This window comes from Hymenobacter armeniacus (genome assembly GCF_014699055.1).
GTDB lineage: Bacteria > Bacteroidota > Bacteroidia > Cytophagales > Hymenobacteraceae > Hymenobacter > Hymenobacter armeniacus.
On sequence record NZ_JACXAC010000001.1, the window covers coordinates 453,853 to 480,620 of the forward strand.

Below are 26,768 nucleotides of genomic sequence, written 5' to 3' on the forward strand. Positions count from 1 at the left end.
TGTCATCCGGAGCATTCTGCGATTCAAGCAGAGACGAAGGTCCTTGTCACGCCCGCACGAACGATGGGGGCGTGACAAGGACCTTCGCCGTACTCCAGACGACAGTAAAGAAATGAAATTACTGAGGCGGCTGCTGCGGCTCCTGGCTGCGGCCTTTCTTCCGTTTTTTGCCATTCTTGCCCCCAAAGCCGTTGCCGCGGTTGTCGCGGCCCTCGCGCCGGTCGCGCTGCTGCGAAGGCTGCGGCACAATGAAAGCCGGCGTGCGGCCCACCGGCATTTCAAACAGATTCTCGGCGTCCACCACGGCCGGGTCGAGGCGCAGTTGCCCGCCCGACAGCTCGCTCAAATGCCGCAGAATGGTCACGTCCTTGGCGTTTTCCTTGTTGTGCTGGCGGTAAAGGAACTTCATGGTGCGGCCAATCTGCACGGTGGCCTGCTCGCGTTCGGTGGTGTCCTCGATGGTGAGGGCCTTGGCAATCAGGGCTTCAATGCCGGCGCCGTAGGCGCGCAGCCGGGGCGCGGTGCGGGGGTAGGGCACGCGGGCGGGCTTCTCGGTGCGCACCGTGAGGCTGCGCAGGGGCACGGGCGCTTCCAGCGTCACTTCTTCGCCCGCCATGGCGTGCAGGTGGTTCCAGAGGCGGGTTTGCACTTCCGGCAACTCGCGCAGTGCGGGCTGCAGGCGCAGCATGAGCTGCACAATTTGCCCGGCGCGCTTGGTACGCTCGGCCACGTCTTCAATCTGGGCCAGGCCCTGAATGAGCTGGTAGGTGCTGTGCCCGTATTCGCGCACCAGCAGCTGCAGGTGGAAGGGCAAAGAATTGATATCGGTCATAAAAAACAAAAGGGGAGGCCGCCAGGGGCAGGGCTCAGGCCAAAGATAAGGCGTGTGCGTGCATGGCGGAGGTACTGGCCCGTCGGGCCTTGGCCGTGCCCGGCCCGACGGGCAACCCAGCAGGCGCTAGTGCACCCGCAGCTTGGCAAAGCTCAGCAGCAGCACCTTTTCGCCCACTTCCTCAAATTGAATGGTGGCTTTGGTGGTGCCTTGCTGGGTTTCGAGCTGGCTCACCACGCCAAACCCAAACTTGGCGTGCTCCACGCGCTGGCCGGTTTGGAGTTTGGACGTGTCCGAGGGAGTAAAATCGGCCGGCGCCACGTACTTCGTGGCCTGCACTTTACGGGGAGCGGTCGGAATGAGGTTCGAGCGACGCTCAAATACGTGCTGAAAGGGCGAAGCTTCGCCCGGCCCGGCCGAGAACTTGAAGTTGACGTACTGCGGGTCAATTTCGTCGAGAAAGCGGCTTTTCTCGCAGCTGCGCAGGTTGCCCCACTGGTAGCGCGAAGTGGCGTAGCTCAGCGTCAGTTTCTTCTCGGCCCGCGTGATGGCCACGTAAAACAAGCGGCGCTCCTCTTCGAGGTCGGCCCGCGAGGTAATCATCATCTGGCTGGGAAAGAGGTTTTCCTCCATGCCCACGATGTACACGTTGCGGAATTCCAGGCCCTTGGCCGAGTGAATGGTCATCAACGTCACGGCTTCGCCGTCCTGCTGGGCGTCCTTCACGTCGGAATCGGTGACAAGGGCAATGTCCTGCAGGAAAGCCGCCAGGCTTTTGTCTTCGCGCTCGGGGTCGTCCACGTACTCCTTGATGCCGTTGAGCAGCTCCTGCATGTTTTCGTAGCGGGAGAGGCCTTCAATGCTCTTGTCGGCGTACAGCTCTTCCAGCATGCCGGAGTTTTTGGCAATGAACTTGGCCGCTTCGAAAGCGTCTTCCTTGCCGGCTACCACGATGTAGCTCTTGATTTTCTCGGCAAAGCCCACCACCGGATTGGCCACGCGGGCCGGCATGAACTGGTCGGCATTCGCCACCACTTCCCACAGCGTGTGGTTGGCTTCCTCGGCCGTGGTAATCAGCTTGCTGATGGTGGTGTCGCCGATGCCGCGCTTGGGGTAGTTGATGACCCGGCGCAGGGCCTGCTCGTCGTTCTGGTTCACCGTCAGGCGCAGGTAAGCCACCAGGTCCTTGATTTCCTTGCGCTGGTAAAAGCTCAGGCCGCCAACAATCTTGTACTTGATGTTTAGCTTCCGCAGGGCTTCTTCCATCGCGCGGCTCTGCGCGTTGGTGCGGTAGAGAATGGCAAAATTGTCGTACGACAAATGCCCGTTCATCTTGTCTTCGAAGATGGAGTTTGCCACCAATTTGCCTTCTTCGTTGTCGGAGGCGGCTTTGATGACTTCAATCAGCGTCCCGTCTTCGTTCTCCGAGAAAACGTCCTTGCGCAGCTGGGCCTGGTTGTTTTTAATCACCGAATTGGCGGCCCACACGATATTTTTCGTGGAGCGGTAATTCTGCTCCAATTTAAACACCTGCAATTCCGGGTAATCCTTCTCGAAATTGAGAATGTTGGTGATATCGGCGCCGCGGAAGGCATAGATGCTTTGCGCGTCGTCGCCCACCACGCAGATATTCCGCTCCTTGGCCGCCAGCTTGCGCGTGATGAGGTACTGCGAGTAGTTGGTGTCCTGGTACTCGTCCACCATCACAAACCGGAACATATTCTGGTACTTATTCAGAATATCGGCGTGCTCCTTAAACAGCACGTTGGTGTTGAACAGCAGGTCATCAAAGTCCATGGCGCCGGCCTTGAAGCAGCGCTGCTGGTACTGCTGGTAGAGCACCCCGATTTTGGGCCGCAGAGCCGCCTCGTCGTCGGCCTTGATGTTGGGGTCGTGCAGGTATTGGTTGACCGAAATCAGCTTGTTCTTGGCGGCCGAGATGCGGCCCAGCACCAGGCTCGGCTTGTAGAGCTTGTCGTCGAGCTCCAGCTCTTTCACAATCTGACCAATCAGGGTTTTGGAATCCTGCGTGTCGTAGATGGTGAAGCTGCGCGGGTAGCCAATTTTGTCGGCCTCGGAGCGCAGGATTTTGGCGAACACCGAGTGAAAGGTGCCCATCCAGAGGTTGCGGGCGGCGGGGCCCACCACCTTCTCCACGCGGGCGCGCATCTCCTTGGCGGCCTTGTTGGTGAAGGTGAGGGCGAGGATGTTGAACGGGTCGACGCCCTTTTCGAGCAGGTTGGCGATGCGGTAGGTGAGCACCCGGGTTTTGCCCGAGCCGGCACCCGCGATAATCATGCACGGGCCTTCGGTTTGCATCACCGCGGCCGCCTGCGAGCCATTGAGGAGGGATAAATAATCTAGTGCCATCAGCGAATTAAGCCGCCTAGGGGGCGGTTTACAAAGATACGGCCCACCGGGGAGGGGGCCCAACGAATTTCAGGCCCCGCAGCCGGGGTTATCTTTGTACTAATGATTATTATTCAAGAAACGGTCATCTCCGACGACATCGCCGACAACTTTTTTGTCTGCAACCTCGAAGCCTGCAAAGGCGCCTGCTGCGTGGAGGGCGACCTCGGCGCGCCGCTGGAAGAAGCCGAGCTGCGCATTCTGGAGCAGGAATACGCCAACATCGAACCCTTTCTCAACGAAGCCGGCAAGGCCGCCATCAAAGCCCAGGGCCTCTACATCAAGGATTGGGAAGGAGACTTTAGCACAACAACGATTGACGACAAGGAGTGCGCTTACGCGCTCTACGACGAGCGCGGCATTCTGAAATGCGGCATCGAGCAGGCCTACCTGGCCGGCGCCACCACGTTCAAAAAGCCCATCAGCTGCCACCTGTACCCCATCCGCATCACCAAATACGACGGGTTCGACGCCCTTAACTACGACCGGTGGGGCATCTGCAACCCGGCCTGCTCGTTTGGCGGCTCGCTGGGCGTGAAGGTGTACCAGTTCCTGAAAGAGCCGCTGATTCGCAAGTACGGCGAAAGCTGGTACGGGGAGTTGGTGCGGGAGATTGAGAGCCCGACGACGGAGAAGAAATAAAAACAACTGTCATCCTGAACGCAGTGAAGGACCTTCTCACGCTCAAACGAAATGTTCGGGCGTGAGAAGGTCCTTCACTGCGTTCAGGATGACAGGACCGAAAAAGGCGAAGCCTATTCCTCCTTCACCACAATTTTCTCGATTTCGTCGTTGGCCTGAATCTGGTCGATGACGTCGAGGCCATCGACTACTTTGCCAAACACGGTGTGCACGCGGTCGAGGTGGGCGGTGTTCTGGCGGTCGTGCACGATGAAGAACTGCGAGCCGCCGGTGTTTTTGCCGGCGTGGGCCATGCTCAGGGCGCCGCGCTCGTGGTACTGGTGGCCGCCGCTGGTTTCGCAGTCAATTTTGTAGCCGGGGCCGCCGGTGCCGGGCATGCCTTTGGCGCCGGCGCGGGTGTTGGGGCAGCCGCCCTGAATGACGAAGTTCGGGATGACGCGGTGGAATTTCAGGCCGTCGTAATAGCCTTTCTGGGCAAGGTCGGTGAAGTTTTTCACGGTGTTCGGAGCGTCTTGCTCGTAGAACTCAACCTTCATCACGCCCTTTTTGGTGTGGATTTCTGCGGTTTTCATGGGAATGCGGATTTAGCGGGTAAACTCGGGTGAAGCCGCTGGGGTTTTGGCCGGCGGGGCCGCGAAGGTAAGAAAACCGGCCAGTACCGAAACAACCGGGTGGGGTAGTTTCTTCGTAAGCGCAAACGCCACATTGGCATATACCCTTCCTGCTTTTTTCACACAACCGTTTTCATGAAAAGACATTTTGCTCCTCTGCTGGCTGCTCTGGCCACTTCGCTCCTGATGGCCAGCTGCGGCAACGACAAGCCCGCCACCACCGAAACGGCCGCCAGCAACGTCAACCCCGCCGACTCGCTCGCGGCCCTGGCCGGCGACTCGGCCCGCATGGCCAAGCCCGGCGGCGTGATGGTGGACGGCGTGGCCATGACGGCCGACAAAGACATTGTGGACAATGCCTCGGCCGCCAAAAGCGTGAGCACGCTCGTGTCGGCCGTGAAACAGGCCGGCCTGGTGGAAACCCTGAAAGGCGCCGGCCCCTTCACCGTATTTGCCCCCACCAACGCGGCCTTCGACAAACTGCCCAAAGGCGCCCTGGCCGGCCTGATGGACCCCGCCAGCAAAGAAAACCTGAAGGGCGTGCTCACCTACCACGTCATCCCCGGCCGCCTGGTGGCCGCCGACCTCAAGGATGGCCAGGAGCTCACCACCGTGAACGGCGAAAAGCTGCACATCTCGGTGAAAGACGGCAAGGTGATGGTAAGCAACGGCAAAGACGCGCCCGCTACCGTGCAAATTGCCGACGTGATTTCCAGCAACGGCGTCACGCACGTGATTGACGGCGTGGTGCTGCCGCTGGCCAAGTAAGCGCCCGTTATTGCGAGCGCAGCGACGCAAGCAGTCCTGCTTCGCAGCGACTGACCAAATAATAAAAAAAGCCCCGGCTCTGGATGGAGTCGGGGCTTTTTTATGAGTTTATCGTACTTCAGAGGCTGGTCGTAAAGTGAGGAAGGATTGTGTCGCTGCGCTCGCGATGACAATGCACGCCTAATGCCGATTGTCCTCGCCGGCCAGCATGCTGAGGTAGCTGTCGTAGCGCGGGAGGGCAATGCGGCCCTGGTCCACGGCCTCGCGCACGGCGCAGCCGGGTTCGTGAATGTGCTGGCAGTTGTGGTAGCGGCACTGGCCCAGTAGGGCGCGCATTTCGGGAAAGTAGCCGGCCAACTCGGCGGGCGGCAGGTCTACCAGGCCGAGCTCTTTGATGCCGGGCGTGTCGATGATGAAGGTGCCGGGGCGCACTTCCAGCATTTCGGCGAAGGTGGTGGTGTGCACGCCCTTGTCGGAAAATTCGCTGATTTCGGCGGTTTTCAGGTCGAGGTCGGGCACCAGGGCGTTGATGAGCGTGCTTTTGCCCACGCCCGAATGGCCCGCCAGCAAGCTCACTTTGCCATCGAGCAGCTGGTCGATTTCGGCCACGCCCTCACCGATGCTGGCGGCGCAGGTGCGGCTGGGGTAGCCCAGGCTGGCGTACATGCCCGCGATTTCGGCCTGGTATTCAACCCCCTCCTCGTCGTACAAATCGGTTTTGTTGAACAGCAGCGTGACGGGAATGTGGTAGGCTTCGGCCGTGACCAGAAACCGGTCGATGAACCCAAACGACGTGGCCGGCGACACCAGCGTGACCACCAGCAGGGCTTGGTCCAGATTGGCCGCCACGATGTGGACGTGGCCGGTTTTGTGCACCGAGCGGCGCACGATGTAGTTGCGCCGGGGCTCGATGTGCGAGATGACGCCCGCGCCTTCGGCCTGGGCCTCCACGCTGAAATCGACCTGGTCGCCCACGGCCAGCGGGTTGCTGGCTTTCAGCCCCTTCATCTTGAATTTGCCCCGCAGCCGGCAGCGGTAGAGCTGGCCCGTGGCGCCGCGCACGAGGTACCACGAGCCCGTCGATTTGATGACGGTGCCGCGCTGCAGCGGGCTGGCGTCGGAAGAATGCGCTGGGGTCATGGGGCAGGGGTGAGGCCGGGCAGGGCGGCCATGATGGTGCGGGTGGCGCCGGCCTGGCCGTGCACGTAGTCGAGCAGTTGGTCTTGCAGAGTCAGGCGGAGCTTTTCGCTGTTCCAAATGGGCGCAAACCGGGCGGCCAGCTCCTCGGCGTTGGCCACCGGAAAGGCCAAGCCCAGCTCCGCCAAATCGACGGCTTCCTGAAACCGCTTGTAATTCGGCCCAAAAAAGAGGGGCAGGCCAAAAGCCGCGGCCTCCAGGGTATTGTGCAGGCCCTTGCCGAAAGCGCCGCCGATGTAGGCATAATGCCCAAACCGGTAGAGCTGGCTCAGCAGGCCGATGTTATCAATGAGCAAAACCCGGGCTTGGGCAACGGACGCGGGTTGCGCCTGAGAATACCGCACCACCAAGCCAGGAAATGCGTTTTCCACGGCCAGCAGCGTGGCCTCGTCGATTTCGTGAGTAGCCACGATGGTGCGCAGCCGCCCGGCGTAGTCGCGCAGGAGCGGGGCCAGCGTCGGCAAATCATCGGGCCAGAGGCTGCCGGCCACCAGCACCGGCGCACCATCGGCCACGAATGCTTCCACCACGGGCAGGGAGCGTGGCGCGGCCGCCGCCGTGGCCACCACCGTATCGAAGCGGGTGTCGCCGGCCACGCTCACCTGCCCGATGCCGTGCTGGCGCAACAGCGCCGCCGACGTTTCGGTTTGGGTGAAGATGTGGGCGAAGCGCGCGAGGATTTGCCGGAAGAAGCCGCCCCAGGGCTTGAAAAACACCTGCTCGGGCCGGAAAATGGCCGATACCACCACGGCCGGAATGCCGCGCCGGTGGGATTCGGTGAGGAAGTGGTACCAGAACTCGTACTTCACAAACACCGCCAGCCGGGGCTGCACCGCGTCGAGAAACGCCCGGGCATTGCTGCGCGTGTCGAGCGGCAGGTAGAAGATGTAGTCGGCCCCCGGCCAGTTCTTCCGGATTTCGTAGCCCGAAGGCGAGAAGAAGGTGAGCACCAGCTTCACCTCCGGGTGGGCCTGGCGGTAAGCTTCGAGCAGGGGCCGGCCCTGTTCAAACTCGCCCAGGGAAGCACAATGAAACCACACCCGCGGCGCCGCCTCGGCGCTCAACTCGTGGCGAATGCGGGCCAGCAGGCCGCGGCGGCCGGCCACCCACGCCGCCGCCTTGGGCACCAACGGCGCCAACAGGCGCAGCAGCAGGCCATACAGGCCCAGGGCTATGTTATAGAGAAACAGCAAGCCTCAAAATTACGCAAATGTGCCCAAGGTCATGGCCCGGCTCGGTTTAGGCTTCGGTGGTTTGTTCCCAATCGGCGGGGCAGGATTCGCCGTTTTTCTCGAAATGCTGCAGCGCATCAATCATGCGCAGGGCCTCGGTGAGGCTGCGGCCGAGGGGCCGGTCGTTCACGAGCTGATGCCGCACAATGCCGTCGCGGTCGATGAGGAACAGGCCGCGGTAGGCCAGGGGCGAGCCCACGTACACCATTTCGCCCTGCTCGGTGTAGTCGTAGTGGCCGCCCAGCACGTCGTAGTTGGCCGAAATGGTTTTGGTGGCGTCGGCCACCAGCGGATACTTCACGCCGAAAATGCCGCCCCGCTCGCGCGGCGTCAGTTGCCAGGCCAGGTGGGCGTATTGGGTATCGGTAGAGCAGCCCACCACGGCCACGCCCCGCTTTTCAAACTCGTCGAGCCGGTCCTGAAAAGCCAGGATTTCGGTGGGGCACACCCGGCTGAAATCGGCCGGGTAGAAGTAAAACAGGACGTGCTTTTTGCCCAGGTAGCGGTCCAGCGAAAATTCTTCTTCGAAGGTGCCGTCTATCACGGCCGTGGCTTTAAAAGAGGGGGCGCGCTTGCCCACGAGTACTGCCATTTATAAAAGGTTTGTTGGGATGTAGGGGCTTGTACGGAATTGAAACCAGAACGTCATGCGGAGCACAGCCCAAGCATCTCACGTGCAGCCGTACGCACGTTGCTTGCGCGGGAGAGGTGCTTGGGCCGTGCTCTGCCTGACGTTTTGATTTTAAGCATTTAGCGCCCCTTAAACTCTGGCTGGCGCTTCTCGACGAAGGCAGCCATGCCTTCTTTCTGGTCGTCGGAGGCGAAGGTGAGGTAGAAGTTTTTGCGCTCGAAGTGCAAGCCTTCTTCCAAGTGGGCCTCGAACACGCGGTTGATGGATTCTTTGGCCAGGCGGGCCGCCACGGGGCTTTTGGCGGCAATGCTGGCGGCCAGCCGGAAGGCTTCTTCCAGGTACTGGCCCACGGGCACCACGCGGTTCACGAGGCCCACGCGGTGGGCTTCCTGGGCCGAGATAAACTCGCCGGTGAGCACCATTTCCATGGCTTTGGCCTTGCCCACGGCCCGGGCCAGGCGCTGGGTGCCGCCCGCGCCGGGCATGGTGCCCAGCCGGATTTCGGGCTGCCCAAACTGGGCCGTTTCCGACGCTACGAGCATGTCGCAGGTCATGGCCAGCTCGCAGCCGCCGCCCAGCGCAAAGCCCGAAACGGCCCCAATCAGCGGCTTCCGAAACCGCCGAATCTGCTCCAGCGTGGCAAACCGGTCGTCCAGAAACATATCCACCGCCGTTTTGCCGGCCATTTCCTTGATGTCGGCCCCGGCCGCAAATGCCCGCTCATTGCCCGTGATGATGACCACGCGCACCGCCTCGTCGGCATCCAGCGCCTGCAGCGCGTCGCGGATTTCGCGAACGAGTTGCCCGTTCAGGGCATTCAGTTCTTTGGGCCGGTTGAGTTGGATGAGGGCCACACCGGGCCGCGCTTGAGGCGTTACGAGTAAGAAGTCCATGGATGAGATGTGGCGCGGACGTTGAGTCCGCGAGTGAATCAGAAAGCAATTGCCGGCTACAAGCCCGCGCTACTTGCACACAAATTGAAACGTGCTGCGCGTGCGCTGCTCCAGCAGCAGCGCCCGGCCGGCGGTGAGCTGCTGAATGCTGGCCGCGTCGTAGTTTTTGATGGTGAACAAGGTCAGCCCGGTGTTGTAGTGCAGCTTGAATTGCTCGCGCAATAAATCCAGCAGCAGGTGCACGCGGCGCTCCGAAAAATCGGTGCACACCGAGAAGCTGATGGCCGAGTTCTGCATCACGTTAATCTTGAGCTTGGCCTGCGCCAGCGCCGCAAAAATCACCGCCAGGTTCTCTTCCGAGATAAACGAAAAGTCCTTGCTTTCGAAGGAGAGCAGGCACTGGTCGGTTTTGCGAATAAACGCCGGCGCCAGCGCGGGGTGCTGGCAGTCGTGGATTACGGTGCCTTCTGCCGCGGGGTCCAGAAACGACTTTACGTATAGTGGAATGCCTCGGTCAGCCAGCGGCTTAAGCGTTTTAGGGTGAATGACGGAGGCGCCGTAATACGCCATTTCAATGGTTTCGCGGTAACTAATTTCTGGGTAGCGCACCGTGTCTGGGAAAATTTTGGGGTCGGCGTTGAGCAGGCCGGCCACGTCTTTCCAGATGGTCACCGACTTGGCCCGTAGGCAGTAGGCCAGGATGGCGGCCGTGTAGTCGGAACCCTCGCGGCCGAGGGTGGTGGTGCGGCCGTCGGCGGTGCCGCCGATGAAGCCTTCGGTTACCAAAATCCGGGCACCGTCTGCCAGGGCTTTGGTGACGAACTGTTTGGTGTGCGCTTCGGTTGCGGCCCACTCAATTTTGCCTTCGCGCCAGGTTTCGTCCGTATTCACGATAAGCTGGGCGGGCACATGCTGGGCCGCCGCGTCAGGCAAAAACTGCGCAAGAGCGGTGCTAACCAATAGGGTTGAAAACCGCTCGCCGTACGAAACCACTTGGTCATAACCCGAGTCGTACGATTCGGGCAAGTGCACCAGGTGCATAAATTTTAGCCCTTCGGTAAGGTCTGCCACGAGGTGCTGCAACTGCTTCAGCAGCTGCGGCAGGTTTAAGGACGGAATCAAGGCCGCCAGTTCTTCGCAAGCATTCTCGTGGTAAGCCGCCAAGCGGGCAGCTTGCTGGTTCCAGTCCTCGCCCCGGTACGCCAAATCATAAATCTCCTCCAGCGCGTTGGTTGTCTTGCCCATCGCCGACACCACAATCACCAGAGGCCCCTGCGGCCCAAAGTCCCGCACGATGCGGCAAAGGTTGAGAATGGCCGCCGCGTCCTTCACCGACGCGCCGCCAAATTTGTACACCTGCAAATGTTCCATCGGCGGCAAAGGTAGGCGCAGCACTAGGCTAAAATGAAAGCCCTTACCTTCCTCGGAAAGGCGCTTACAACCGCGTTTTGTGCCCCTAGGGCAAACGTATGCGCTTAAAAAAGGGCAACTTCCTACAAAAAACTACGCGGCCTGGGGAGTAGCTTTGTTGTCCGTTCCCGCCACCATTTTTTAGGATTGATATGGACCACAACAAGCTGGCGTTGCCCGTCGGCACCACCCTCGACCGTTTCATCATGCGCAAGCAGGAAGACTTTCCCTACGCCACGGGGGAGCTTTCGCAACTGCTGCGCGACATCGCGCTGGCCGCCAAAATCGTCAACCGCGAAATCAACCGCTCGGGCCTCATCGACATCGCCGGGGCCTACGGCAGCCAGAACGTGCAGGGCGAAGACCAGCAGAAACTCGACGTCATTGCCAACATCCGCTTCATCCGCGCCCTGCGCAACGGCGGCGAGGTGTGCACCATCATTTCGGAGGAAGACGACGAGATGATTCAGACCGGCAACAACCAGGGCAAGTACGTGGTGGCCATCGACCCGCTCGACGGCAGCAGCAACATCGACGTGAACGTGAGCATCGGCACCATCTTCAGCATCTACCGCCGCGTGTCGCCCACCGGCCGCGAGGGCACCGCCGCCGACTGCCAGCAGCCCGGCACCCACCAGGTAGCCGCCGGCTACGTCATCTACGGCTCCAGCACCATGCTGGTGTACACCACCGGAAACGGTGTCAACGGCTTCACCTACGAGCATTCGCTGGGCGAATTCTTCCTTTCGCACCCCGACATCTCGACCCCCAAAACCGGCGCCATCTACTCCATCAACGAGGGCAGCTCCGACTCGTTCTCGCCCGGCGTGGCCGCGTTTGTCAAGCACTGCAAAGACCAGAAGTTCTCGGCCCGCTACATCGGCTCGCTCGTGGCCGACTTCCACCGCAACCTGCTTAAGGGCGGCATCTACATCTATCCTTCCACGGCCAAAAGCCCCGAGGGCAAGCTGCGCCTCATGTACGAGTGCAACCCCCTGGCGTTCATCGTGGAGCAGGCCGGCGGCAAAAGCTCCAACGGCAGCCAGCGCACCATGGAAATCGAGCCCAAAAGCCCGCACGAGCGCTGCCCCGTCTTCATCGGCAGCAAGGAGCTGGTGGAGCAGGCCGAAGCTTTCCTGGCCCAGGAAAAGCAGGCCAGAGCGGCCGAGAACAAGGAGGCCCTCACCAAAGAGGCCCCGTTGGCTAAAAAAGCCGTGGCCAAATAGCCCGGCAGGCAGCCCAAGCCCAACAAAAAAGCCGTTTCGACGTGTCGGAACGGCTTTTTTGTTGGTGGTCAACGCGGGCCTATTCGGCCTTTTTGCGGCTCTTCTTGGCCGGAGCGGTGGCTTCGGGGTTGCCTTCGGCGGCGGGGGCCGGGTCGGTTTCGGCAATGACGCCACCCGTGCTCAGCGGCTCGTTGGCCGCGGGCTCCTCGGCGGCTTTGGCCGATTTGCGCTTGGCTTTGGGAGACGCGGCCGGGGCTTCAGCGGCGGGCGTTTCGGCCGCAGCTTCGGCCACGGGGGCTTCGGCGGGCTGGTAGGGGCGGTGCTTGCTCACGATGCCGTACCAGGTGGCCAGTTTCTTAATGTCGGACAGGTACACCCGGTCGCGGTCGTAGTCGGGAATCACGCCGGCCAGGAAATCGGTCAGCTCGCCTTCGCTCGACTTGGCCGTGACCGGCGAGGCCGCGCCGTGCTTCTGGTAAATGCGCTCAAATACCTCGGTCAGCGGCACGGTCTGGTCGGGGTCCTGGGTGTAGATGGAGATTTCCGACAGCAGCGACACTTTGTTGCGAGCTGGGGCCAGCGTCCGGGTGGCTTTTTCGTCGAGGCTTTCAACCAGGACGCCGTGGCGGGCGGCGCGCACCAAGCGGTACAGGCCGGGCATGCCGCTGATGGCGGCCAACTCTTGCAATTCGTAGGGCATTTTTGGGAATTATGAATGGGAAAATGACCAATGAGGCAGAAAAAGCCGACGCAGGCGCCGGCTTCTTCTTTTCTCATTGGTCATCCAAAATTACGAACTATTGCGCATCCGTCGCGTTCGAGGCCGTCTGGCCCAGCTTGAACACGATGGGCAGGCTGGCTCGAATGGGCAGCTCGGGCTTCTTGAACTTGAGCAGCCGCACCACGCGCAGGGCTTCTTCGCCGGTGCCGCCGCCCAGCTGCTTCACAATGCGCATGTCCTGCATGGTGCCGTCGGCGTTCAACTGGAAGCTGATGATGCACTGGCCCTGGATGCGGTTGCGCTTGGCCATCACGGGGTACTTCAGCTCCTTGCCGATGAACTCGTACATGGCGGCCTGGCCGCCTTCGTAGTACTCGGCCACGGGAATGGCCTTGCCCACCGAGCCGATGCCGGTGCCTTTCTCGCCGGGCGCCTGGCCCGCCGGGGTGGTGTTGGGGGTGGTTTGGGCCAGGGCCGGGGCGGCCGCGGCCAGCAACAGGCCCAGGGCCAGCTGCGAAACGGAACGTGCTTTCGTCATGATGATGAAATGGGGCGGGGAAACAAGAGGAGTGAGGCCCACCGCGGGCCCGAGCCCCGATGGCAATTTAGGGGCCAATCTACGCATCGGGCGCCGCATCGGCCACCCACTGTCGGTTGACTTCGGCAATAAAATCGAGCAGCTCGTCGCGCCCCAGTCCGGTTTCGGCCGAGGTGAGGAAGTGGCGCGGCAGCTCGTCCCAGATTTCGCTCATCTTCTTAAGGTAATCGGCCAGCAGGGCCTTGGTCTGGGCCGTCGACTGCTTGTCGGCTTTCGTGAACACCATCACGAAGGGAATGCCTTCCTCGCCCAGCTTTTCCATAAACTCCAAGTCGGCGGCCTGCGGGGCGTGGCGCGAGTCGATGAGCACGAACACGCACATGAGGTTGGCCCGGTGGCGCAGGTAAAAATTTATCATGCGCGTCCACTCGGCGCGCGATGTTTTGCTCACTTTGGCGTAGCCGTAACCCGGTAAATCGACCAGGTACCATTTCTCGTTGATGATGAAATGGTTAATCAATTGCGTCTTGCCCGGCGACGACGACGTTTTGGCCAACCCTTTGCGTTCGGTTAGCATATTAATAAGAGAGGACTTGCCCACGTTGGAGCGCCCGATGAAGGCGTATTCGGGCAGCGTGGGGGCCGGGCACAACTCCGCCCGCGAATTACTCGTGAGAAATTGGGCGTCGTGAATAATCATGGAAAGCAAGGAAATAGGAAATTGTCAGGAAACCCAAAATTACGACTGAATGCGGGCGCGCTTCGAATAAATAAAAGGAGTTGAATGAATTGCTATTTCCTTGGTGCGTCTATATTTGCGCGGCATGCCTGCCTTCCAAGTGGGCCGCTGCCGTAGCACTCGACCGCTGTTGGATGGCCGTTATTTCGCCAAGAACCGCTTTTAGCAAGCAAAAAACCTATCTTTGCCCGCCAGCAACCCCTCCGGTTTTGGGATTTTGGGCGGTAGGCCCGGCGGTTGGCAACGGTTACCTTATTCGCATTTGCGGATTAAAGCCTAACCCTGCCGTGGTTTTTCAGTATAAGCCCAAAATATAGTTTGCTCCGCAGCCCTTCCGGGGCTCGTTTCCTCGTACAACCCCTTCAGAAATTCTTTTTTTCAAACCTCTCCTCCAATGGACAACTTATCCAGAAGGTTACTGCAAGCGTCGTGCGCCGTTGCCCTTTCCGCCACAGTAGCCGCTCCGGCCCAGGCTCAAAGCACGCGTAAAGACCTCAAGACCGGCAACAAGTTCTTCGAGCAGGAAAACTACCGCGCTGCACTGCCTTACTACGAGAAGGTGCTTGCCAAAGACCCGAACAACGCCAAAGCGCTGTTCAACGCCGGTATTTCCTACATGTCCTTCGACAAGGAGAAAGCCAGCGACTACATCTATAAGGCGCAGAAGCTGAAGCCGAAGGTGTCGAAAGACGTGGAATACTGGCTGGGCCGGGTAGACCACCTCAACTACAACTTCGACGAGGCCGTGGCTCACTTCCAGGCCTACAACGCCACGCTGAAGAAGAACGACCAGCGCAAGGAAGAACTCGCGCAGCTCATTCAGCACAGCAAAAATGCCAAGGTGCAGTTCAACTCGCCCAAGGACATTTTCGTGAAGAACCTGGGCCCCACCATCAACACGCAGTATTCGGAGCACAGCCCGGTTATTTCGTCCGATGACAAGCTGCTCATCTTCACCTCGCGCGGCGAAAACGTGACCGGCGCGGCCGGCAAGCCCAGCGACAAGAAAAACAAAGCCATTGCCGCCGACGGTGAGTACTACGAAGACATCTTCGAAGCACGCCGCATCGACGACGAAAACTGGGAGAAGCCCCGCTCGCTGAGCGGCGTGCTCAACGGTAAAGGCCACGACGCCTCCACGCAGCTGTTCGACAACGACACCAAGCTGCTGATGTACCGCAACGACAACAACGGCGACATTTTCGTGTCGGACAAGACGGGCGGCGACTGGTCGGCCCCGAAGCCGTTGGACAGCAACATCAACTCGAAGTCGTACGAAGGCGACGCTTACATCACGCCGGACGGCAAAACCCTGTACTTCGCTACGGGCCGCTACTCCGAAGATGGCACGCTGGACCTGTACTACAGCACCCGCGCTGAAGGCGGTGATTTCGGCCCGGCCAAGTCGCTCGGCGCCAACATCAACACCAAGTACGACGACGATAGCCCGTACCTGAGCAAAGACGGCAAGACGTTGTACTTCTCGTCGCGCGGCCACAATACGATGGGCGGCTACGACATCTTCAAGTCGGAGTGGGACAGCGTGGGCCGCAAGTGGGGCGCCGCCCAGAACATGGGCTACCCCGTGAACACCCCGGACGATGACTCCTATTACCGCCTGAGCCCCGATGGCTCGTATGCCTATCTCAGTTCGTACCGCATTGGCGGCTACGGTGAGAAGGACATCTACACCATCAACTACATCAAGAACGCCAACATCCGCGGCAAGGTGTTCTCGTCCAAGGACAGCACGACCGTGATTCCGGGCGTGGAGCTGGTGTTCAGCGGTGCGCAGGCCGACAAAACGGCTCTGAGCTTCCGCGACATCACCAAGCCCGACGGCTCGTACCAAGTGGCCGTGCTTTCGGGCCGCACCTACCAGGTGGCCGTGAGCAAGGATGGCAAAAACATCGAAACGCAGGAATTCCCGGTGCCGGTGTCGACCAACGACTCGACGACCATCACCAAGAACTTCTACGTGAACTACGTGGACACGACGTCGACTTCGATGTTCGCCACGAAGAACATCTACTTCGATACCGACAAGTACAAGCTGCGTCCGGAGTCGATTACGACCCTGAACGAAATCAGCTCGATTCTGACGGCCAACCCCGGCATCAACATCTCGATTGAAGGCCACTGCGACTCGCGCAACACCGACGAGTACAACATGGTGCTCGGCGACAACCGCGCCAAAGCCGCCTTCAACTACCTGAAGAAGCAGGGCATCACCGAAACCCGCATGAGCACCGTAAGCTACGGCGAGCGTCGTCCGGCCGCGCCGAACGATTCGCCCGAGAACATGCAGCTCAACCGTCGTGACGAGTTCAAGGTAGTGGGCGGCATGCCGACCACCGGCACCATGAACAACGGCACGGGCACTACCGGCATGGGCGCCACCACGACCACCGGCACCACGACCACCACGACTACTTCGGCTCCCCTGGTGCCCGGCAAGAGCAAGGTGAAGATGGCCGACGGCACCAAGGTGAAAACCAAGGTGGACGAGGATTCGGACAAAGTGAAAGTGAAAACCAAAGGCCCCAGCGGCGACACCAAAACCACCACCAAAAACGGTGAGCTGGACGGCAAAGCCAAGGACGCCAACGGCGAAAAGACGAAAATCAAAGCCAAAAATGAGTAGTCGTTGACGCTGAGAAATTTGGGAAGCGGGCCGGGCACATTGCCCGGCCCGCTTTTTTATGGGCGCTCGGCACTCATTGCCACCGAATTGCTGGCCCCGGCGCCAACAAACCCGGCCCCTTGGGCGTTGGGAGAAAACAATTTTCCCGCAACCTTACCGTTCTTTGCGCCCCTCATGGCCGTATTACCTTATAAAGACAACTCCGCCGACAAGAAATCGCAGGTGGCCCAGATGTTTAACTCCATCGCGGGCAAGTACGATTTCCTCAACCACTTCCTCAGCGCGGGCACCGACATTTACTGGCGGCGCAAGGCGGTTGACGAGCTGAAGGCCCTGCGCCCGGCGCGCATTCTCGACATTGCCACCGGCACGGCCGATTTCGCGATTGAGACGCTGCGGACCGCCGCGCCCGACGCGCAAGTAACCGGCGTGGACATTTCGGAAGGCATGCTGGAAGTGGGGCGCCGCAAGCTGGCGGCCAAAGGCCTGGGCAACCGCATTCAGCTGGAATTGGGCGACTCCGAGAACTTGCCGTTTCAGGACGGCGAGTTTGACGCCGTGACGGCGTCGTTTGGGGTGCGCAACTTTGCCCACCTCGAGGCCGGCCTGGCCGAGATGCGGCGGGTGCTGCGGCCCGGCGGCAAGCTCGTGATTCTGGAATTCAGCAAGCCCACCGCGTTTCCGCTCAAGCAAGCGTATAATTTTTACTTCCGCCGGGTGCTGCCGGTTTTTGGCAAGCTTATTTCCAAAGACCAATCGGCCTATACCTACCTGCCCGCTTCGGTGCAGGCATTCCCCGACGGCCCCGATTTTTTGGCCATCCTCACCAAAGTCGGCTTTAAAGAACCTGCATGGCAACCCCTCACTTTCGGCATCAGCTCCATTTACACGGCGCACAACTAAAGCGCTTGGCCCTGCTGGGCCTGCTGCTGCTGCTATTGCCCTCGCTGGCCCACGCGCAGCGCCGGGCCCGCTCCAAAGCCAACCGCGGCAAGAATGGCACGCTGAAATCCATCACCACCCAAAACCTGCCTTCTTACGACGAGCGGTGGTTTCACCCGGGCATGTACGTGGCCCTCGCGGCAACGCGCTTCGACATTGAGCAGTCGCAGTACTACATCGCCACCCAAAACGTGACGGCCAACTCCATTGTGAGCCCCACGCTGGGGGTGGGCTTTATCGGCGATGCGCGCATCGGGGGGCCGAATTCGCCGTTCATCTTTCGGTTTGCGCCGGGGGTGAGCTTTCTCACGCGCAAGGTGGAATTCAAGCCGCGCAATTACCCGGTGCCCGACTCTATCGTGACGCAGGAGGTGTCGTCGACGGTGGTGCAGTTTCCCATCATGCTGAAGTACCAGTCGGACCGCCGGCGCAACGCCCGCATGTACATGATTGCCGGCATCAGCCCCAGCATTGCGGTGAGCAACCGGCGCAACGACCCCCTGCGCAACATGCTGCGGACCGCCAACAGCGACCTGACCCTGGAGTATGGCGTGGGCCTCGACCTGTTTTACCCGCTGTTTAAGCTGGCGCCGGAGCTGCGCTTTTCGCACGGCCTGCGCAATCTGCTGGAACCGCATAACGACGTGTTCAGCCGCAGCCTGCAAAGCATGAGCACCAACGCGGTGACGCTTTACATCAACATCCAGAACTAGGGTTTGGCGGTAAGTTGCTCGTGGTGATTTGTTTGTGTGCTATTGTTCACTGACCACACGTAACTACCAGCCAACACCCGGAAACCGATAACAACATTATGCGCACTGCCTTCATCACGGGAGCATCATCGGGAATTGGCCGGGCCACGGCTGTGGCACTGGCGGGGGCGGGGTTTCAGTTGGTGGTAGCCGGGCGGCGGCGCGAGCGGCTAGATGAGCTGGCCGCGCAGCTGGCCCCGGTGCCAGTGCACGTGCTGGAATTCGACGTGCGCGACCGGGCGGCTGTGAACGCGGCGGTGGCCTCGCTGCCCCAGCAGCTGCAGGCGCCCGACGTGCTGGTAAACAACGCCGGCGGCGCGCACGGGCTGGCCCCCATTCAGGCCGGCGACCCTGCCGACTGGGACCAGATGCTGGACGCCAACGTGCGCGGCCTGCTGAACGTGACGCACGCGCTGCTGCCGGGCATGACGGCCCGCCAGACCGGTTTTATTCTCAACGTGGGCTCCATTGCCGGGCAGGAGGCGTATGCCAACGGCAACGTGTACTGCGCCAGCAAAGCCGCCGTGCAGATGCTGACCAAAACCATGCGCCTCGACCTGCTGCCCACGGGCGTGCGCGTGGCCGAGGTGAACCCCGGCGCCGTGGAAACCGAGTTTTCGCAGGTGCGCTTCAAGGGCGACGAGGCGCGGGCGGCCAAGGTATACGAGGGCTTCGAGCCGCTGCGCGCCGAGGACGTGGCCGACATCATTGTGTTTATGGTGACGCGCCCGCCGCACGTCACCATTGCCGAGGTGCTGGTGCTAGCAGGGGCACAGGGCGCCGCCACCACCATCGTGCGCAAGTAAACAAGCCGCTTATTTGGCGGCCAGGCGGGCCAGCAGCTCGCGGTTGAGCTCGTGCCGCCCGGCAAACGTGGCCACGATGGGGGAGCCGCCTAGCTGCCGCAGCTGCTCGAGCTGGGCTTGCAGCTTTTCGGCGTCGATGTATTCGTCTGCGGTGCCGGCCACTACCGACAGGCGCAGGCCGTGCAGCAGGGCGTGGGCGGCCACGGCCGGCAGGTCTGGGGGGAAGCCGCCGGCCCACAGAATGAGGTGCGCCGGCCGAAACGTTGCCTGCGCCAGCCAGCGCGAAACGGTGGCCGTGCCCTGCGAAAATCCAAGCACCGTGATTTCAACCTCGGGTGGGCACGCGGCCAGTAGCTGCCCGGTGAGTTGGTTGAGGAAGTTGACGTGGTCCTCAATTTCGTGCAGGCGGTCGTCGCGCGTCATCCAGCTGGCGCCCACGCGGCCGCTGGTGCCGTCGAGGTAAAACCGGGAAAGCCCTTCCGGCGCCACCACCACTGTATCGGGGTCAGCCTCGGCGAGAAAGGCGAAGTGGCGAATGAAATACTGCGCCAGCTGCCCGTAGCCGTGGCACACCAGCCACACGCGCCGGGTGCGCGCCGACAGCTGGCCCAATTGGTGGTAGCGGGCGCGGCGCGCCACGAGAAGGTGATGCTCGGCCATCGGCGCTACAGCGTGGGCAGGTCGTCGGGCGAAAAGTTGAAGGGCATGAGGTCGGTTACGGAAGCAAACCGCAGGATGGTGCCGGCCCGGCTGGGCAGCAGCAGCGGGATGGCCCGCGACTGGCGGGCTTCGTACTCCAGCATCACCTGCCGGCAGGCGCCGCAGGGCAACGCCGGGCCGTACTCGCCCCCGGCGGGCCGGGCGGCCACCGCCATGCCCACAATGGGCGCGTGGCCGGGGCGGCTGGCGGCCAGGCCAAACAGCGCCGTGCGCTCGGCGCACAGGCCGGAGGGGTAGGCCGCGTTTTCCTGGTTGGTGCCCCGAAACACGGTGCCATCGGCCAGCAGCAGCGCGGCCCCCACCTGGAAGCCGGAATAGGGAGCGTAGGCGTGGGCCGTGGCCTCGCGCGCGGCTTGCCAGGTGGTTTGCTCGTCGGCAGTTAAGTCGGTGGGAAAATCCAGCTCTTCGTAGGCAATGAGCTGCTGGCGGGAATTGCGGGCCATGCGGATTTAATGAAGGGGCGCGAAGGTAATAATATTGCTGTGAATGAATGGCGCCGGCGTTCCGTGCCGGGCGCGGCGGCGCGTCCTACTTTTGCGGCATGAATTCCCGCCTTCTGCTCCTTGGCGCGGGCCGCTCGGCCTCGTCGCTTATTCAATACCTGCTGCGCCACGCGCCCACCGAGGGCTGGTTTCTGACCGTGGCCGATGCCAATCCTGCCCACCTGGCGCCGGTGCTGGCCGCGCACTCGCAATACGCCCGGGCCGTGCCTTTCGACGCGGCCGACGAAAACCTGCTGGAAGACTTGGTGGCCCAGGCCGACGTGGTGATTTCGATGCTGCCGGCCGTGCTGCACCCGGTGGTAGCGCGGGCCTGCGTGCGGCACGGCCGGCACCTGGCCACGGCCAGTTACGTGAGCCCGGCCATTGGCGAGCTGCAGGAGGCGGCGGGGGCCGCGGGCGTCACGCTGCTCATGGAATGCGGCCTCGACCCCGGCCTCGACCACATGTCGGCCATGCGGGCCATTGCCCACATTCGGGCGCGGGGCGGCGTGATTACGAGTTTCAAGAGCTACTGCGGGGGCCTGCTGGCGCCTGCGGCCGAGGCCGACAATCCCTGGAAGTACAAGTTCACTTGGAACCCACGCAACGTGGTACTGGCCGGCCAGAGCACGGCCAAATTCCTCGAAGACGGCCGGCCGCGCTTCATTCCCTACCAGCAACTCTTTGCCCGCACCGAAAAGCTCACGCTGCCCGAGTACGGCGACTTTGAGGGCTACGCCAACCGCGACTCGCTCAGCTACCGCGCGCCCTACGGGCTCGACGACATCCCGACCATCCTGCGCGGCACCCTGCGGCGGCCGGGCTACTGCGCCGCCTGGCACGCCCTGGTGCGCCTGGGCCTGACCGACGACGCCGTGAACCTTGACAACCCCGAAACCATGACCTGGGCCGAGCTGGTGGCGGCCTACTTGCCCGCGCCGCACGTGCCCGGCCTGGAGGTGGCCACGCGCGCGGCGCAGTACCTGGGGCTGGCGCCCGAAAGCGAGGAAATGGGCCGCCTGCACTGGCTGGGCCTGTTCTCTGACCGGCCGGTGGGCCACGCTCACGCCACGCCGGCCCAGCTGCTGGAGCGCCTGCTGAGCGAAAAGTGGCAACTGCAGCCCCACGACCACGACCTGATTGTGATGCAGCACCTCTTTGAATACGAGCTGAATGGGGCTACCCACCGCCTCACGTCGTCGCTGGCCGTGGAGGGCGACGACGCCACCCACACCGCCATGGCCAAAACCGTGGGCCTGCCGCTGGGCATGGCCGTGCGCCGGCTGGTGCGCGGCGAAATCGCCCAGCGCGGCGTGGTCATCCCGGTGGCGGCTGACCTGTATGAGCCCATTCTACAGGAACTGGCGACGGAATACGGCATCCGCTTTCAGGAACAGGAATAGTAGACCGCTACAATCTGCCCCCCGGCTCACGCGTTAGGCTCGTCCATGTCTGCGTTGCTTGCTTACCTGCGCCTTCGTGGCCGTCTGTCCTGGCGCCTTTTGGTGGAAGTGGGGTGGCTGCGCATGGCCGTGCTGGGGCCCATGGTACTGATTTTGGTGAGCCGGGCGCTTGTGCTGGCTGCCCCCCACCGGCAGGCGCAGTGGCTGGTGCCCGTAGCGCTGCCGCTGCTGCTGGCTTCGGCCCACCGGCAGCGGGCCGACCTCCGGTTCTTGGCCACCAGCGCGCCAGATTACCGGCGCTGGCTGGCCGTGGAATATGGCGTGGTGGCCCTGCCCGCGGCCTTGCTGCTGGCTTGCTTCCAGGATTGGGGCGCGGCGGCCCTGCTGCTGGCGGCGGCTCCGGCCGTGGCAGCCCTGCCGGCCGCCCGCGAAGACCGCAGCACCCGGCACCGGGCGCGCAGCCTGTTTCGCAGCGAGGCGTTTGAGTGGGTGGGGGGGCTGCGGGGCGGCGGGCAGTGGCTGTGGCCGCTGCTGGTGGCGGGGGCCTGCTGGTGGCACGCCTACCCGCTGGCACCGGCGGTGGCGCTGGCCGTCTGGCTGCTGCTGCTTGCGGGGTGTTTCGGCACGCCGGAGCCGATTACGATGCTCACGCTGGCGGGGCAACCCTCGCGGGCCTGGCTGGGCCGCCGGCTGCTGCTGAGCCTGGGCTACGCCGCCCTGACGGCCGCACCACTGCTGTGGGTGCTAGGCAGCGGGCCGGCGGGAGCGGGCGGCGCGCTGGCCGTGGGCACGGCTTGGCTGGGCTTGGTGGGCCTGCTCATTCTCGCCAAATATGCCTTTTACCCCAATGCCACTCACATTCGCACCACCCAGGCGCTGGTGCTGGGCGTGGCTTTTCTGCTGCCCGGCCACCCGTTGTACCCGGTGCTGCTGCTGGTGGCCGTGGGCGGCCTCATTTGGCAAAGCCAGCGGCGCCTGCGTGCGGTGCTGGGTAGCTGAAAGCAAAGCAGTCAGAATCGATATCCTTTTAACAGTGCATTCTTATCGGGTTCTCCATCACCTCACATGCTTGAAATCCTGGACCTGCGCAAAGCTTATGGCCCGCACGAGGTGCTGCAGGGCGTGAGTCTGGCCTTGCGCCCCGGTACCATTCACGGCCTGGTGGGGGCCAACGGCGCCGGCAAAACCACGCTGATAAACTGCTTATATGGCTTGGAAACGAGCTTTGGCGGAAGCGTGCAGGACACGGCCGGCGTGCCCGTGCGCCACAGCACCGGGCTGCTGCCCTACGAGCCCTATTTTTACCCGCGCCTGACCGGCCGCGAGTACCTGGAGTTCTGCCTGCAGGCGCGTGGCCGCCGGCTGTTGGACTTTGCGGGCTGGAACCAGGTGCTGGAGCTGCCCCTCGACCAATACGCTGACGAATATTCAGCGGGCATGCGCAAGAAGCTGGCCCTGCTGGCCTTGCTGGTGCAGCAGTTCGATTACCTCATCCTCGACGAGCCCTTCAACGGCCTCGACCTTGAAGCCAACCTGCTGCTGAAATCCATCCTCAAGCGCCTGCGCGACCGCGGCACGGGCATTTTGCTCACTTCGCACATCCTGGGCGCCCTCACCGAAACCTGCGACGAAATATCGGTGCTGGTGGCCGGGCGCATCCAGCGGCACTACCCGGCGGCCGAGTTTGGCACCCTGGAGCACGACCTGCTCGACAGCCTGCACCGCGAGAAACTGAAGCTGCTGGACGGCCTGGTATAGCGCCGCGTATTCGCGTCTCGCCGCGGAGAGTGAGCTATACGCAAGCGGCGCGCACGCCGCGACGCAACCATGCGTCCTTACAGCGCCAGGTAAAACCCGGCCAGCAGCGCCCGGAACTCAGCCGAATACGCTCCGTCATCCGTGGCGCTGCGGATGACCAACTCGGTTTCGGCTACTTGCGCCGCCTCCTGCCGGAAGCCGACGATGTGCCGCAGCGGCCGGCTGCCGGGCCGGTGCCGCACCACCAGCCGCGTGGCCGGGTGCAGGCCCAGGCCGGCCGCTTCCTGCGCAAAGACCTGCATTTCGGGCGGGGGCAGCAGCACGGTGAGCAGGCCGCCGGGCCGCAGATACGCCGCTGCAAAAGCCGCCAATGCTTCGAAGGAAAGCGTGTCGGCGGCTTCGTGGCGGGCGGTGGTGCGGGCCGCATCCGGCGAGCGCAGCGACTGCCGAAAGAAGGGCGGGTTGCAGATGATGTGGCTGAAGGGAGCTGGTTGCGTGGCCGCAAATTCGGCCAGGCCCAGCGCGTGGATGCGGATGCGCCCGGGCCACGGACTGGCCGCGGCATTGGCCGTGGCCTGCGCAGCGGCCGCAACGTCGATTTCCACGGCTTCAATCTGCACGGTGGGATGACGCTGGGCGGCCATGAGGGCCAGCAGGCCGGTGCCAGTGCCAATGTCCAGCAGCCGCGTGGCCCCGCGGAGGTCGGCGGCCGCGCCCAGCAGGCAGGCGTCGGTGCTCACCTTCATGGCGCAGGCGCCTTGCTCGATGCGGAACTGCTGAAACTGGAAGTAGTCGTTGGGCACGGCGGCGTGTACTTAACCAGCCGCCACGATGGCCTCGTAGCCCTCATCCACCAACAGACCTTTGCCCGTGGCGCTTTGCACGGCCAGCACGTCGCAACGCTCGTTTTCGGGGTGGCCGGCGTGGCCTTTTATCCAGTGGAAGGTGACCTTGCGCTGCTTGTAGATGCGCAGGAAACGGCGCCACAGGTCTTCGTTGGCTTTTTTGCCAAAATCGGGCTTGGCGGCCCAGCCAAACACCCATTTCTTCTCCACGGCGTCGACCACGTATTTTGAGTCGGACACCACGCGGATGGGCAGCTCGGGCCGCGTCACGGCTTCGAGGCCCACGATGACGGCCAGCAGTTCCATGCGGTTGTTGGTGGTGAGGCGGAAGCCCTGGGTGAGCTCTTTTTCGTGAGGGCCGTAGCGCAGAATGGCGCCGTAGCCGCCCGGGCCGGGGTTGCCGCGGGCCGAGCCGTCGGTGAACAGGTGAATCAAGTTCGTTATCAGTTGTTCGTTGTTCGTTGTTAGGTTGTTCAGGATGAAGTTCTAGACCAACAACTGACAACGAACAACGGACAACAAAATTAAAAATTGGTTTTAAACAGCTTGATGGCGATGGCCAGCAGAATCACGCCAAACACTCGGCGCAGCACGTCCTCGCCGCCTTTGCCGAGCTTGCGCTCTATCCAGGGGCTGGTTTTGAGCACCGCGTACACAAACAGCAGGTTTAGCAGGATGCCCACCAGGATGTTGGGCAGCGAGTAGGCGGCCCGCAGCGAGAGCAGCGTGGTCATGGTGCCGGCGCCAACAATGAGCGGAAACGCCAGCGGCACAATGGAGCCCGTGCTGCCCGACAAATCGGACTTGAACAGCTCGATGCCGAGTATCATCTCCAGGCCAATGAGGAAAATGACCACCGCGCCGGCCAGGGCAAAGCTCTGGTTGTCGACGCCCAGCAGCCGGAGCAGGCTTTGCCCCACAAACAGAAACGTGACCATGAGGCAGCCCGCCACAAAAGTGGCCAGCTCGGCCTTGATGGCGCCTTCGCGCTGCCGAATCTGAATAATCACCGGGATGGACCCGATGATGTCGATGACGGCAAACAGCGTGAGCGTGACCGAAAAGATGTGCTGGAGGTTGAACATGGACCTTGCAGGGTGCTGAGGAACGGCGTGCAGCGCGCAGCGAAGCATCCCGTGTGCTTTCACTGATTACTTTCTGCGAGCGAGGTGCTTCGCTGCGCGCTGCATGACCGTCAATTAGCCTGGGTATTCCTTCGCGAAAAACTGCACCAGCGCCTCGAAAGCGGCGTCGGGCACGGCGGGGAAGTTGGCGATGCGGACGGTGGTGTTTTTGAGGGGGCCGTAGCCGCTGCCCAGTTGCAGGCCGGCTTCCTTGGCTTTGCCCTTGATTTCTTCGATGAGCGCGGCGTCGCCTTTCAGGCCGACGACGGTGGTGGAGCGCGTTTCGGGGTTCGTGACGAAGGGCTGGAGCGGAGTGGCCTGGTCGAAGAAGGCGTAAAGCTTCTCGGCGCGGTCCACGAGGTGCTGGTGCACGGTTTTGATGGGCTCGCGGTCGGCCAGTACGCGGCTGAGCAGGTAGATGCCCAGCACGTTGGGCGTGTAGTTGGTTTGGTAGTTCAGCATCTGGCTCAGCATGGCCGGCAGCGCGTTGTAGTGGGCGCGGTCGTTCACGGCTTTGGCCTGGGCCACGGCGCGGGGCGACAGTATCATCACGCCCAGGCCGGCGGGCAGCCCGAAGCACTTCTGCACCGAGCCAAACCACACGTCGGCCTTGATGTACTTCAGGTTGAGCCCGGCCAGCGAGCTGGTGGCGTCCACGGCCAGCAGGGTGCCGTTGAGGCGGTTGAACAGGTTCAGGATGAAGCCTTCGCGCAGCTGGGTGGCGGTGCTGGTTTCGTTCTGGGTGATGCACACCAGGTCGGTGTCGTCGGCCGAGAAGGGGAGGGCGGCGATGTCGGGCACCTCGTCGAGCCCAAACGAGAGGCCCGTGCTGGCCGGCCGCAGGGCCTGGGCATACTTCAGCCACTTTTCGCCAAAGTCGCCGTTGTAGAGGTGGAAGGAGCGGCGCGGCGTGAGGCTCTGGGCCAGAATTTCCCAGCACTCGGTGGCCGAGCCCGTGAACAGGACGGTATAGTCCTGCGGCACGTTGAGCTTGGTTTTGAGGTCGGTCACCGTCTGGCGCACCAGCGAGGTCACTTTTTCGGAACGATGCGGGGCCGAGAGCCAGCCCTCGTCAAAGGCATCGGTGAGGTATTGCCGAACGGCGGGGTATACGGCCGAAGGGCCCGGGTTGAAAGTATACATGGGGAGAGAGCAAATGGAGAGAGGCGCCGCCAGCGCAAAGGTAGCGGCTACGCCAACCGTCAAAGGAAGGATTTTGTGGCGGTTCAGCGTCGCCCGAACGTTCTGAACACCCATTCCATTGTCTCCGCGCCCATCCTAAGGCTTCTTACCCGCGTGGTGGGCTGAAGCACATCGTGTTCCTTCCACAGCCTGGCAAGCTATTTCCGAACGTTCGCCAGTTGATGCTGGGGCACTAATCTCCATGGCTCCACCCACGCCCCCAATTACCGAAGCACAAACCAGCAGTTTTGCAGCGCTGCC

At 62.3% G+C, this 26,768-nt stretch carries 27 protein-coding genes; 10 read left to right on the forward strand and 17 right to left on the reverse strand.

Translation table 11 applies throughout. The features are described 5' to 3' along the window. Nucleotides 1-118: 118 nt before the first annotated feature. Together IC234_RS01965 and IC234_RS01970 are read right to left on the reverse strand one after the other, a co-directional pair. Nucleotides 119-832: a DUF4290 domain-containing protein gene (locus tag IC234_RS01965; RefSeq protein ID WP_190922145.1), complete on the reverse strand. Its 714-nt coding sequence runs from the start codon at nt 830-832 to the stop codon at nt 119-121. A 126-nt stretch (nt 833-958) separates the two neighbouring features. Continuing rightward, a complete protein-coding gene (locus IC234_RS01970; protein WP_190922146.1) occupies nt 959-3,202 on the reverse strand; it encodes an ATP-dependent helicase in 2,244 nt (747 codons plus the stop codon). Between the two features lie 102 nt (nt 3,203-3,304). Here IC234_RS01970 and IC234_RS01975 point away from each other — a divergent pair, with 102 nt between their 5' ends. Continuing rightward, nucleotides 3,305-3,883 carry a DUF3109 family protein gene (locus tag IC234_RS01975; protein ID WP_190922147.1) on the forward strand — a complete coding sequence of 193 codons (579 nt, stop codon included), beginning with the start codon at nt 3,305-3,307 and terminating at the stop codon, nt 3,881-3,883. A gap of 113 nt (nt 3,884-3,996) precedes the next feature. On the opposite strand, the gene IC234_RS01980 is transcribed toward IC234_RS01975, so the two are convergent. After that, nucleotides 3,997-4,455 carry a peptidylprolyl isomerase gene (locus tag IC234_RS01980; protein WP_190922148.1) on the reverse strand — a complete coding sequence of 153 codons (459 nt, stop codon included), beginning with the start codon at nt 4,453-4,455 and terminating at the stop codon, nt 3,997-3,999. A 174-nt stretch (nt 4,456-4,629) separates the two neighbouring features. Here IC234_RS01980 and IC234_RS01985 point away from each other — a divergent pair, with 174 nt between their 5' ends. Further along, a complete protein-coding gene (locus IC234_RS01985) occupies nt 4,630-5,262 on the forward strand; it encodes a fasciclin domain-containing protein (protein WP_190922149.1) in 633 nt (210 codons plus the stop codon). Nucleotides 5,263-5,442: 180 nt separating this feature from the next. Here the strand turns inward: IC234_RS01985 and rsgA are convergent, their stop codons facing one another. The 5 genes from rsgA to IC234_RS02010 all read right to left on the reverse strand — a co-directional run bounded on the left by rsgA (nt 5,443) and on the right by IC234_RS02010 (nt 10,586). Continuing rightward, the gene (gene rsgA / locus IC234_RS01990) at nt 5,443-6,402 is read right to left on the reverse strand and encodes a ribosome small subunit-dependent GTPase A (protein WP_190922150.1); all 960 of its coding nucleotides are present in this window, start codon (nt 6,400-6,402) and stop codon (nt 5,443-5,445) included. Further along, nucleotides 6,399-7,652, reverse strand: a complete 1,254-nt coding sequence (locus IC234_RS01995; protein ID WP_190922151.1) for a 3-deoxy-D-manno-octulosonic acid transferase — start codon at nt 7,650-7,652, stop codon at nt 6,399-6,401. Before IC234_RS01995 ends, rsgA begins: the two co-directional genes overlap by 4 nt. 46 nt (nt 7,653-7,698) lie before the next feature. Continuing rightward, on the reverse strand, nt 7,699-8,283 hold the full coding sequence (locus tag IC234_RS02000) for a peroxiredoxin (protein ID WP_190922152.1): 585 nt from the start codon (nt 8,281-8,283) through the stop codon (nt 7,699-7,701). 158 nt (nt 8,284-8,441) lie between these two features. Next, nucleotides 8,442-9,215, reverse strand: a complete 774-nt coding sequence (locus IC234_RS02005; protein ID WP_190922153.1) for an enoyl-CoA hydratase-related protein — start codon at nt 9,213-9,215, stop codon at nt 8,442-8,444. A 69-nt stretch (nt 9,216-9,284) separates the two neighbouring features. After that, entirely contained in the window at nt 9,285-10,586 is a 1,302-nt protein-coding gene (locus IC234_RS02010) for an aspartate kinase (protein ID WP_190922154.1), read from the reverse strand. 191 nt (nt 10,587-10,777) lie between these two features. Here IC234_RS02010 and fbp point away from each other — a divergent pair, with 191 nt between their 5' ends. Continuing rightward, on the forward strand, nt 10,778-11,851 hold the full coding sequence (fbp, locus tag IC234_RS02015; RefSeq protein ID WP_190922155.1) for a class 1 fructose-bisphosphatase: 1,074 nt from the start codon (nt 10,778-10,780) through the stop codon (nt 11,849-11,851). 79 nt (nt 11,852-11,930) lie between these two features. Here the strand turns inward: fbp and IC234_RS02020 are convergent, their stop codons facing one another. The 3 genes from IC234_RS02020 to yihA form a co-directional block, all read right to left on the reverse strand. Continuing rightward, entirely contained in the window at nt 11,931-12,551 is a 621-nt protein-coding gene (locus tag IC234_RS02020; RefSeq protein WP_190922156.1) for a DUF5606 family protein, read from the reverse strand. Nucleotides 12,552-12,648: 97 nt separating this feature from the next. Then, nucleotides 12,649-13,110, reverse strand: a complete 462-nt coding sequence (locus IC234_RS02025) for an energy transducer TonB (RefSeq protein WP_190922157.1) — start codon at nt 13,108-13,110, stop codon at nt 12,649-12,651. Between the two features lie 79 nt (nt 13,111-13,189). Continuing rightward, entirely contained in the window at nt 13,190-13,810 is a 621-nt protein-coding gene (gene yihA / locus IC234_RS02030) for a ribosome biogenesis GTP-binding protein YihA/YsxC (RefSeq protein WP_190922158.1), read from the reverse strand. 433 nt (nt 13,811-14,243) lie between these two features. On the opposite strand from yihA, the gene IC234_RS02035 reads away from it, so the two are divergent. The 4 genes from IC234_RS02035 to IC234_RS02050 all read left to right on the forward strand — a co-directional run bounded on the left by IC234_RS02035 (nt 14,244) and on the right by IC234_RS02050 (nt 18,993). After that, nucleotides 14,244-16,493 (forward strand): OmpA family protein, encoded by a 2,250-nt coding sequence (locus IC234_RS02035; protein WP_190922159.1) that lies wholly within the window; start codon nt 14,244-14,246, stop codon nt 16,491-16,493. A 174-nt stretch (nt 16,494-16,667) separates the two neighbouring features. Then, nucleotides 16,668-17,396: a bifunctional demethylmenaquinone methyltransferase/2-methoxy-6-polyprenyl-1,4-benzoquinol methylase UbiE gene (gene ubiE / locus IC234_RS02040; RefSeq protein ID WP_190922160.1), complete on the forward strand. Its 729-nt coding sequence runs from the start codon at nt 16,668-16,670 to the stop codon at nt 17,394-17,396. After that, nucleotides 17,345-18,148 carry a type IX secretion/gliding motility protein PorT/SprT gene (gene porT, locus IC234_RS02045; RefSeq protein ID WP_190922161.1) on the forward strand — a complete coding sequence of 268 codons (804 nt, stop codon included), beginning with the start codon at nt 17,345-17,347 and terminating at the stop codon, nt 18,146-18,148. Before ubiE ends, porT begins: the two co-directional genes overlap by 52 nt. Nucleotides 18,149-18,243: 95 nt before the next feature. After that, entirely contained in the window at nt 18,244-18,993 is a 750-nt protein-coding gene (locus IC234_RS02050) for an SDR family NAD(P)-dependent oxidoreductase (RefSeq protein ID WP_317173326.1), read from the forward strand. A 9-nt stretch (nt 18,994-19,002) separates the two neighbouring features. On the opposite strand, the gene IC234_RS02055 is transcribed toward IC234_RS02050, so the two are convergent. Further along, a complete protein-coding gene (locus IC234_RS02055) occupies nt 19,003-19,653 on the reverse strand; it encodes an alpha/beta hydrolase (protein WP_190922163.1) in 651 nt (216 codons plus the stop codon). Nucleotides 19,654-19,658: 5 nt separating this feature from the next. After that, the gene (gene cdd / locus IC234_RS02060; RefSeq protein ID WP_190922164.1) at nt 19,659-20,156 is read right to left on the reverse strand and encodes a cytidine deaminase; all 498 of its coding nucleotides are present in this window, start codon (nt 20,154-20,156) and stop codon (nt 19,659-19,661) included. A gap of 98 nt (nt 20,157-20,254) precedes the next feature. Between cdd and IC234_RS02065 the strand changes: the two genes are divergently transcribed. The 3 genes from IC234_RS02065 to IC234_RS02075 all read left to right on the forward strand — a co-directional run bounded on the left by IC234_RS02065 (nt 20,255) and on the right by IC234_RS02075 (nt 23,356). Continuing rightward, nucleotides 20,255-21,598, forward strand: coding sequence for a saccharopine dehydrogenase family protein (locus IC234_RS02065; protein WP_190922165.1), 1,344 nt, complete (start codon nt 20,255-20,257; stop codon nt 21,596-21,598). Between the two features lie 45 nt (nt 21,599-21,643). Continuing rightward, nucleotides 21,644-22,597: a hypothetical protein gene (locus IC234_RS02070; RefSeq protein ID WP_190922166.1), complete on the forward strand. Its 954-nt coding sequence runs from the start codon at nt 21,644-21,646 to the stop codon at nt 22,595-22,597. A 66-nt stretch (nt 22,598-22,663) separates the two neighbouring features. Further along, nucleotides 22,664-23,356, forward strand: coding sequence for an ATP-binding cassette domain-containing protein (locus IC234_RS02075; protein ID WP_190922167.1), 693 nt, complete (start codon nt 22,664-22,666; stop codon nt 23,354-23,356). 77 nt (nt 23,357-23,433) lie between these two features. Here the strand turns inward: IC234_RS02075 and IC234_RS02080 are convergent, their stop codons facing one another. The 4 genes from IC234_RS02080 to IC234_RS02095 form a co-directional block, all read right to left on the reverse strand. Beyond that, nucleotides 23,434-24,159, reverse strand: a complete 726-nt coding sequence (locus tag IC234_RS02080; protein ID WP_317173312.1) for a tRNA1(Val) (adenine(37)-N6)-methyltransferase — start codon at nt 24,157-24,159, stop codon at nt 23,434-23,436. A gap of 12 nt (nt 24,160-24,171) precedes the next feature. Continuing rightward, entirely contained in the window at nt 24,172-24,636 is a 465-nt protein-coding gene (gene rnhA, locus IC234_RS02085; RefSeq protein WP_190922168.1) for a ribonuclease HI, read from the reverse strand. An 89-nt stretch (nt 24,637-24,725) separates the two neighbouring features. After that, nucleotides 24,726-25,286, reverse strand: coding sequence for a MarC family protein (locus IC234_RS02090; protein ID WP_190922169.1), 561 nt, complete (start codon nt 25,284-25,286; stop codon nt 24,726-24,728). Nucleotides 25,287-25,400: 114 nt separating this feature from the next. Beyond that, nucleotides 25,401-26,468, reverse strand: coding sequence for an aminotransferase class V-fold PLP-dependent enzyme (locus IC234_RS02095; protein ID WP_190922170.1), 1,068 nt, complete (start codon nt 26,466-26,468; stop codon nt 25,401-25,403). Nucleotides 26,469-26,768: the final 300 nt, after the last annotated feature.

Coding starts and splice junctions, on each gene's coding strand:
- IC234_RS01965 (WP_190922145.1), bottom strand. CDS start 832: ATGACCGATATCAATTCTTTGCCCTTCCACCTGCAGCTGCTGGTGCGC.
- IC234_RS01970 (WP_190922146.1), bottom strand. CDS start 3,202: ATGGCACTAGATTATTTATCCCTCCTCAATGGCTCGCAGGCGGCCGCG.
- IC234_RS01975 (WP_190922147.1), top strand. CDS start 3,305: ATGATTATTATTCAAGAAACGGTCATCTCCGACGACATCGCCGACAAC.
- IC234_RS01980 (WP_190922148.1), bottom strand. CDS start 4,455: ATGAAAACCGCAGAAATCCACACCAAAAAGGGCGTGATGAAGGTTGAG.
- IC234_RS01985 (WP_190922149.1), top strand. CDS start 4,630: ATGAAAAGACATTTTGCTCCTCTGCTGGCTGCTCTGGCCACTTCGCTC.
- rsgA (WP_190922150.1), bottom strand. CDS start 6,402: ATGACCCCAGCGCATTCTTCCGACGCCAGCCCGCTGCAGCGCGGCACC.
- IC234_RS02000 (WP_190922152.1), bottom strand. CDS start 8,283: ATGGCAGTACTCGTGGGCAAGCGCGCCCCCTCTTTTAAAGCCACGGCC.
- IC234_RS02005 (WP_190922153.1), bottom strand. CDS start 9,215: ATGGACTTCTTACTCGTAACGCCTCAAGCGCGGCCCGGTGTGGCCCTC.
- IC234_RS02010 (WP_190922154.1), bottom strand. CDS start 10,586: ATGGAACATTTGCAGGTGTACAAATTTGGCGGCGCGTCGGTGAAGGAC.
- fbp (WP_190922155.1), top strand. CDS start 10,778: ATGGACCACAACAAGCTGGCGTTGCCCGTCGGCACCACCCTCGACCGT.
- IC234_RS02020 (WP_190922156.1), bottom strand. CDS start 12,551: ATGCCCTACGAATTGCAAGAGTTGGCCGCCATCAGCGGCATGCCCGGC.
- IC234_RS02025 (WP_190922157.1), bottom strand. CDS start 13,110: ATGACGAAAGCACGTTCCGTTTCGCAGCTGGCCCTGGGCCTGTTGCTG.
- yihA (WP_190922158.1), bottom strand. CDS start 13,810: ATGATTATTCACGACGCCCAATTTCTCACGAGTAATTCGCGGGCGGAG.
- IC234_RS02035 (WP_190922159.1), top strand. CDS start 14,244: ATGGACAACTTATCCAGAAGGTTACTGCAAGCGTCGTGCGCCGTTGCC.
- ubiE (WP_190922160.1), top strand. CDS start 16,668: ATGGCCGTATTACCTTATAAAGACAACTCCGCCGACAAGAAATCGCAG.
- porT (WP_190922161.1), top strand. CDS start 17,345: ATGGCAACCCCTCACTTTCGGCATCAGCTCCATTTACACGGCGCACAA.
- IC234_RS02055 (WP_190922163.1), bottom strand. CDS start 19,653: ATGGCCGAGCATCACCTTCTCGTGGCGCGCCGCGCCCGCTACCACCAA.
- cdd (WP_190922164.1), bottom strand. CDS start 20,156: ATGGCCCGCAATTCCCGCCAGCAGCTCATTGCCTACGAAGAGCTGGAT.
- IC234_RS02065 (WP_190922165.1), top strand. CDS start 20,255: ATGAATTCCCGCCTTCTGCTCCTTGGCGCGGGCCGCTCGGCCTCGTCG.
- IC234_RS02070 (WP_190922166.1), top strand. CDS start 21,644: ATGTCTGCGTTGCTTGCTTACCTGCGCCTTCGTGGCCGTCTGTCCTGG.
- IC234_RS02075 (WP_190922167.1), top strand. CDS start 22,664: ATGCTTGAAATCCTGGACCTGCGCAAAGCTTATGGCCCGCACGAGGTG.
- IC234_RS02090 (WP_190922169.1), bottom strand. CDS start 25,286: ATGTTCAACCTCCAGCACATCTTTTCGGTCACGCTCACGCTGTTTGCC.
- IC234_RS02095 (WP_190922170.1), bottom strand. CDS start 26,468: ATGTATACTTTCAACCCGGGCCCTTCGGCCGTATACCCCGCCGTTCGG.